6 protein-coding genes are annotated in these 7,162 nt (G+C 61.8%); all 6 read left to right on the top strand.

Features of this window, described 5'->3' with window-relative positions; translation table 11 throughout:
- The coding region (locus P9M14_17420; GenBank protein MDP8257529.1) for a hypothetical protein at positions 1–316 on the top strand (316 nt) is incomplete at its 5' end.
- A 339-nt stretch (positions 317–655) separates the two neighbouring features.
- Positions 656–1,411: a FadR/GntR family transcriptional regulator gene (locus P9M14_17415; GenBank protein MDP8257528.1), complete on the top strand. Its 756-nt coding sequence runs from the start codon at positions 656–658 to the stop codon at positions 1,409–1,411.
- A complete protein-coding gene (locus P9M14_17410) occupies positions 1,408–3,999 on the top strand; it encodes a pyruvate formate lyase family protein (protein MDP8257527.1) in 2,592 nt (863 codons plus the stop codon). Before P9M14_17415 ends, P9M14_17410 begins: the two co-directional genes overlap by 4 nt.
- Before the next feature lie 28 nt (positions 4,000–4,027).
- On the top strand, positions 4,028–5,203 hold the full coding sequence (locus P9M14_17405; protein ID MDP8257526.1) for an iron-containing alcohol dehydrogenase: 1,176 nt from the start codon (positions 4,028–4,030) through the stop codon (positions 5,201–5,203).
- A complete protein-coding gene (locus tag P9M14_17400) occupies positions 5,204–6,142 on the top strand; it encodes a glycyl-radical enzyme activating protein (GenBank protein MDP8257525.1) in 939 nt (312 codons plus the stop codon). It abuts the gene before it with no gap.
- Positions 6,143–6,315: 173 nt separating this feature from the next.
- Entirely contained in the window at positions 6,316–7,125 is an 810-nt protein-coding gene (locus P9M14_17395; protein ID MDP8257524.1) for an SDR family oxidoreductase, read from the top strand.
- The last annotated feature ends 37 nt before the right edge of the window (positions 7,126–7,162 follow it).

Below are 7,162 nucleotides of genomic sequence, written 5' to 3'. Positions count from 1 at the left end.
GGCCCAGGCGCTGTATGGCCAACAGATGTACGAGCCCGCGCGTCAGGCAGTACAATCCTCCATGGAATTGGTCTGCGATCAGGCCTGCTGCTACCTACTGCTGGGCAAGATCGAAGAGGCGATCAACAATTTGCGCCAGGCCCGCGAGGATTACTGCAAGGCCTTTCACCTCGATCCGACCGATGCCGAAATCGCGGCCGCCTATAAACGCGAATCGCTGGTAGCCAAACGTTTGAGTGACAACATGGGCAAGTTTTTCAAGCATTTCCTTCCCGATCCCAAGGCCCACAGCTTTCGCTTCACCGGCCTGTACTAGCCCTGATTATCCATTGAGTCTCCTACTGCGGCGCACAATCTGCTCGCAATAACCGTGTCATCCTCGCCGATCCATCCTCGACGTACCACAGTGGGTACGCCTGCGTTGTATAGGCTCGGCTTCCTTGTTCTTGCGGCACCTTGCACGCCTCGCGACGGACCCCAACGAATAATCAGGGCTTTCCTGATTATCTATTGAGTCTCCTACTGCGGCGCACAATCTGCTCGCAATAGCTTCGCCTTCCTCGCCAACGCGCCAGAGTCTTGACAATTCTGCTGACGATTGACTATTCTCCATTGGTCCACTGGTTGTACCAATAATCCAATGGCGGAAAAATCGATGCCACAAGAGCTGATCGAGAACAACGGCCGACCCGCGCCGCAACTGCGGCCCGTGCGTCGCGCGCGCGTATCGGACGAGGTTGTGGTTCAACTCGCCGAAGCGGTGATCTCCGGCGCGTTTGCTCCCGGAGACAAACTGCCCGCCGAACGCGAGCTGGCCCAGCGTCTAGAGGTCAACCGCACCGGTTTGCGCGAAGCGTTGCGCCGCATGGAGTCCATGGGCCTAGTGCTGATCAGACCCGGGGACGGCGTGTTCGTACAGCCCAGTTCCCATAGCTGGGGTCTGGAACTTGTAAAATTCCTGCTGGCCGAGGGGATCGGCCTGGACAGCGCCCTGATGCTCGACCTGGCCCAGGTGCGGCGGATCTTCGCCCTGGCCTTGATCGACCTGGCGGCCGAGCGCATCGACGAGGCCACGCTGGAGGGTCTGCAACAGCTGGTCGATCGCTATCCCCGTCAAGACACTGCCCAGCGTCTCCATGGCGGACTTGATTTCGAATTCTTTCACCTCTTGGCCCAAGGTACGGGCAATCGCGTGCTGCTCTACATGCTCAACACGGTGCGCGAGGTTTTCGAAAAGGTCAGCGTGCTCTACTACCAGATCGAGGAAGGGCCCGAGGTCACGGCCGATGTCTACGGCCGACTGGTCAAAGCCCTGCGCGAGGGCAACGCCAAGCGCGCCAAAAAAATCTTTGAGCAACGAATGCTGCTCGACGATCAGACCCTACGCCGCGTTTTGGAGAGAAAGCCATGAGCGTTCAACCGCCCCACGACCTGGCCTGCGAGCGCATCACGCGCATGCGTCGCCGCTATCAGACCCAGACGCCGCAGATCTCGATCGAGCGTGCGCGCCTATTCACATCCAAGTGGCGCGAGCGCGATAGTCCCGACGTGCAGCCGGGGCTTCGCGTTGCCGAATCGATGCTCCACGTCTATCGCAACATGACCCACAACATCGATCCGGACGACCGCATCGCCGGCAATTGGACCGAGCATTTCCTGGGACTGCCGCTTGATATCGAGCGCGGTCTGTTCAACAACATTCTCGCCTGCGAGCTCACCCGTCCTGCCATGCTGCGCTTTCAGCTTGGCTCTACCGTGCGACTGCTGGGCTATCTGGTTCGTCAAAACGGAATCCGCGGCCTGGTCCGCACGTTTAAATTCAACGCCTCACTGGGCGGCAATCCGCTCAACGTCGGACTGGATACCCTTGAGCGGCGCGAAATCAACCGCTTCGAGATCAGCCCCGAGAATTCCCGCGAGCTGCGCCGTGATCTTCTCCCCTATTGGAAGGGCCGGACCATTGCCGACGCGGTGGACCGCGAGCTGCGCAACTCCGGATTGGTCAACGACGAGGTCGCGGACTTCGTCCGTTCGCTGGTGGCCACGCCGACTAAGCAGGCCTTGATCGTCTCCACCAGCGCCTCGATCGCCACCTACCAGGGGCACTTGATTTTGGATTACGCAACTGTGCTCGAGCGCGGACTGCTGCAGATGCGCCGCGAGGCAAGCGCACAGCTCGAGTCGGTTTCAAACGGCGATAGCGAACGCCGGGTATTTTTGCAATCGCTGCTCTCGGCGTTCGACGGCCTGATCTGCTTTTGCGAACGACTGGTCCAGCAACTCGAACACAATCTGCAAGCCTGCACAGACCCTGAGCGTCGCGAGGTGCTGCGCACGATGCTCAAGGCTGCCCGCCGCTCTCCGCTGCATCCGGCGCGCGGTTTCCGCGAGGCTGTGCAGGGGCTTTGGAGCACTCACACCGCTGTGGAGCTGGCCAACATCACCAACGTCCACGCCCCGGGCCGCCTCGATCAAATGCTTATCCCCTACTTTCGGCGCGACCTCGAAAACGGCGACATCACCCACGAGCAGGCTTCCGAGCTTTGCCAAGAGCTGATGCTCAAGATCATGACCCACAACCTGCGCCCCGAATCGAACATTTTGGGCAAGTTCTATTTGCGCTACGAGGGTTCGACGCCGATCACCGTCGGCGGCCAAACCAGCGATGGCCAGGACGCGACCAACGAGCTGACCTACCTGCTGCTCGAGGCGGCCGACCGCTCCAAGACCATCACCTCGATTGTGCTGCGCGTGCACCGCGACACTCCCAATCAACTTTACCTTGCGGCTGCCGAGCTGATGCACAACTCGTGCTCCAACCTCTCGTTGATGAACGACGAGGTGTTCGTCGACGCGATGCGCAGCCGCGGCTTCTCCGACCCCGATGCCCTGGACTACGCGATCACCGGCTGCACCGACCTGATCTGCCCGGGCAAGAGCGGCGGCATCAGCTTCTCGGGTCTGCTGCTCTCGCGCGTGTTCGACGCGGCACTGCGCAACGGCGATGCGATGACGCTGATCGGCCCGGTGCGCGGCGTGGGCCCGCAGACCGGCGATCCGTCATCTTTTGAAAATATCGAGCAACTGCTCAAGGCGTTCGAGATCCAACTCGACCACGCGGTGATGCTCAACGCCGAGTCCTCGAACCTGCGCGACCGGATCTTCTCCGAGCATCTTCCCGCGCCGCACATCTCGGCGCTGATGCAAGGCTGCCTGGAAAACGGCCGCGACATCACGCGCGGCGGCGCGACGTACAATTTCAGCGGCATCAACATGATCAACTCGGTTGCCAACGTGATCGACTCGTTGTACACGATCAACAAGCTGGTGTTCGAGCGCCACGACCTGACCCTGCCCGAGCTGCTCACGGCAATCGACGCCAACTTCGTGGGGCACGAGCGCGTCGCGCAACTGGTGGACGGCTTGGAGGGCAAGTGGGGCAACGGCGAAGCGCAGAGCGACGAACTGGCCGCGCGAGTGGCCGCGATGATCTTCGCTTCCACGGACAAATACCGCGATTTCCGCGGCGGGCCGTTCGTGCCGTTCATCAACAGCATGACCTCGCACACCATCGACGGACGGGCCTCGATGGCCACGATCGACGGCCGCCGGGCTGCCACGCCCTATGCCTCGAGCTGCAATCCTTACAACGTCGAGCGCGCCGGAACCACCGCGGTGTTGCGCTCGGTCGCGGCCATCGACTTCAGCGGATTGCTCGGCTGCGCGGTCAACCTCAAGCTGCACCCCAGCGCCATCGGTCAGTCCACGGAGACGCGCGACAAATTCTGCTCGTTGCTGCGCAGCTACTTCGCCATGGGCGGAGCGCAACTTCAGCCCACCGTGGCCTCGGCCGAGATGTTGCGCGCGGCGCAGCACGACCCGGAAACGTTCCGCGACGTGATCGTCAAGGTCGGCGGCTACAGCACCTATTTCGTCGACCTGGGCCGCGAGATTCAGGACGAGGTCATTTCGCGCACCGAGCACTGCGCTGTTTGTTGATTAATACGCATTTCAATCAGGAGGTCTGATGATCGCACCGTTTTGCTTTGCCAGAATTCCGCGGATCGTCTTCGGCCCCGGCACTTTGTCTCAGGCGCCGCAGCTTGTTGCCTCATACGGCCGTTGCGTGCTGCTGGTCACCGGCCGCGGCTTTGCATCGCGCGGTAGTTGTTGGCAACAACTGATCGACGGGCTTGATCTGCTAAACATCAAACACGCGCACGCGATTGTCTCCGGCGAGCCGACTCCCGAGTTTTGCGACGAGCAGGTCCAGCGCTTGCGCGGCGAGTCGATCGACGTGGTGCTCGCCGTGGGCGGCGGCAGCGTGATCGACGCGGCCAAGGCGATCAGCGCTATGCTGACAACTTCCGGATCGGTGGTCGACTATCTTGAGGACGTTGGAACTAAACCCCCTCCGGGTACCAGGCTGCCGCTGATCGCCGCGCCGACCACCGCGGGCACCGGATCGGAGGCGACCAAGAACGCGGTGCTCAGCCGCGTGGGACCCGGCGGTTTTAAGAAGTCGCTACGCCACGACAACTACGTGCCGGACGTGGCGCTGCTCGACCCGCAGTTGGCTTGCAGCTGTCCTCCGGAGATCACCGCAGCCTCGGGACTCGACGCGTTCACCCAGTTGCTGGAATCGTACATCTCGACCCAGGCCACGCCGTTGACCGACGCCCTGGCGCTCAGCGGCATGCAGCGCGTGCGCCACGGCCTGGTGCGCGCATTCGAGCACGGCGACGATTTGGAGGCGCGCGGGATGATGGCCTACGCCGCCCTGCTCTCTGGGATCACGTTGGCCAATGCCGGGCTAGGCACTGTCCACGGGTTGGCCGGATCATTGGGCGCCGCGTTCGACGTGCCCCACGGCGCGGCCTGCGGCTCGCTGCTGGCCGCGGTCACCGCCATTAGCACCGACAAGCTGATCTCGCAACGCGGTAAGGGCAGCCCAGCGCTAAAGCGCTACGGCGATATCGGCGCGCTGTTGGTCGGCCTGGTAGAGAAGGATGTGGGCTTGCGCGTACGGATGCTCAATCAAAAGTTGCACGAGTGGACCCAAGCGCTGCAGGTGCCGCGACTTTCCCAGTACGGCGTGACCGAGCAGGACCTGCCGCAGATCGCGCAGGCTACCGGCAACAAGAACAACCCGGTGCAGCTCACCGTGGACGAGCTGATCCACGTGCTGAGCGAAAGGCTGTAGTTGAGCGCGATCGGCAAGCAACCGGTCTGCGGCAGCGGCGTGCTGTTCGACGTCCAGCACTACGCGCTGTACGACGGTCCTGGAATCCGCACCCTGATCTTTTTCAAGGGCTGTCCCCTGCGCTGCCGCTGGTGCCACAACCCCGAGTCCTGGCGACGCGAACCCGAGATCGGGCTGATCGCCGAACGCTGCACTGTCTGCGGCAAGTGCGTTGAGGTCTGCCAAAATAATGCGCTGAGCATTGTGGACGGCACACGTCGTTACGATGTCGAACGCTGCACTGCCTGCGGCAATTGCGTAAAGCAGTGCCCGAACAAGGCGCTTGAACTGATCGGCTTTACAGCCGACGCCGCGCAGATCATCGAGCGCGTGCTGCGCGACAAGCCGTTCTACGATCAGTCCGGCGGCGGCGTGACGATCAGCGGCGGCGAGCCGACCATGCAGCATAAATTCCTGATCGAGCTGATCCAAGGATTGAAAACCGCGGGCGTACACGTTGCGCTGGAGACCTGCGGCCTGTTCTCCGCGGAGATCGGCGAACGTCTGATCGAGCTTTGCGACCTGTTCTTGTTCGACCTCAAACATCCCGACCCGGCCGAGCACGAACGCCTCACCGGCGTATCCAACGGGCCGATCATCGAGCGCTTTGGCCAGATCGTACGCAGCGCCGGAGCGTCGCGCGTGATCCCGCGCATTCCGTTGATCCCCGGCGCAAACATCGACCAACAGACCATCGAGGGGTTCATCGCCATCCTGCGCAAGACGGGATATGTCGGCGCAATCGAGCTGATGCCCTACAACAGCCTGGCGCGCGGCAAGTGGGCCAAGGTCGGCCGTGCGGACGAATTCTTCACGGCCCCCGAGCTTGGCGAGGACGCGCTGCAACGCGTGATCGACCAGCTTACGGACGCGGGCTTCGAGGCCTCGGTCAACCGCTGAACACCGTCGTTTTTAAGCTTCCTACCTCGTCACTTTTCGACCGCTCTCCTGTATATTTCCGATTTTGACGCTGTGCATCATTTCACGTATAGTCCATTGCGTCAGTAGTGATTTCCGCCGGGGAGATCGGCAAATCCCGGTTGTTCAGCAATTTTTCCGGAGGATCCCAGTCGATGAAGAAGCTCAAGGATAAGGTGGTCCTGATCACCGGCGGCGCCCACGGCATCGGCCTGTGCACTGCGGAGTACTTTGCCAAGGCCGGCAGCGTGCTGGTGCTCACCGACATCGACGAGCCCGGACTGGACGCGGCGGCCAAGCAGATCGAGGAGCTTGGCGCCAAGGTCCACACCTACGTTACCGACGTCTCGAAAAAAAGCGCGGTCGATAAAACGGCCAAGGACGTAATCGCCAAGCTCGGCGGCGTGGACGTACTGATCAACAACGCGGGCATCGGCCACAACGGCGAGATCAAGGACACCACGCTTAAGCAGTGGCGCAAGCTGATCGACGTCAACTTCATGGGTCCGCTGCACTTCATCTATGCCCTGCTGCCGAGCATGATCGAGCGCAACAGCGGCCACATCGTCAACCTCAGCTCGGGCCAGGCGTTCTTCCTGCTGCCAACCTGGGGCGCCTACGCCTCTATTAAGCTTGGCATGGCCGGATACTCCGAGGTGCTGGGGTTCGAGCTGTCCAAGCACAACATCGAGGTCACCACGGTCTACCCGTTCATGGTCAACACCGGGTTCTACGACGAGGTTCAGGGCGAGACCTGGGGCGCCAAGATGTCGATGAAGCTGCTGCCGTTCTACAGCAATTCGCCCAAGACCGTGGGCCGGATCATCTTCAAGGCGGTTCGCAAAGACAAGGCGGTGGAGATGGTCAGCCCGATCAACCTCTTGGGCTTCTACTCGCGCTTCCTGCCCCTGCTGCACAGCGGCGTAAACACCGTGGCCAGCATGCTGCTGGCCAAGCGCGACTGACCAGAGTTCGTGCGCAGTAACGGCCCCGGAGCAATCC

This window comes from Candidatus Alcyoniella australis (assembly GCA_030765605.1).
Classification (GTDB): domain Bacteria; phylum Lernaellota; class Lernaellaia; order JAVCCG01; family Alcyoniellaceae; genus Alcyoniella; species Alcyoniella australis.
Note: the sequence above shows the minus strand (reverse complement) of the source record. Positions and strands in the feature narration are given on the sequence as shown.

Bases quoted from the DNA above. Each gene is read 5' to 3' on its own strand.
- P9M14_17410 (MDP8257527.1), top strand. From the start codon at position 1,408: ATGAGCGTTCAACCGCCCCACGACCTGGCCTGCGAGCGCATCACGCGC.
- P9M14_17415 (MDP8257528.1), top strand. From the start codon at position 656: ATGCCACAAGAGCTGATCGAGAACAACGGCCGACCCGCGCCGCAACTG.
- P9M14_17395 (MDP8257524.1), top strand. From the start codon at position 6,316: ATGAAGAAGCTCAAGGATAAGGTGGTCCTGATCACCGGCGGCGCCCAC.
- P9M14_17405 (MDP8257526.1), top strand. From the start codon at position 4,028: ATGATCGCACCGTTTTGCTTTGCCAGAATTCCGCGGATCGTCTTCGGC.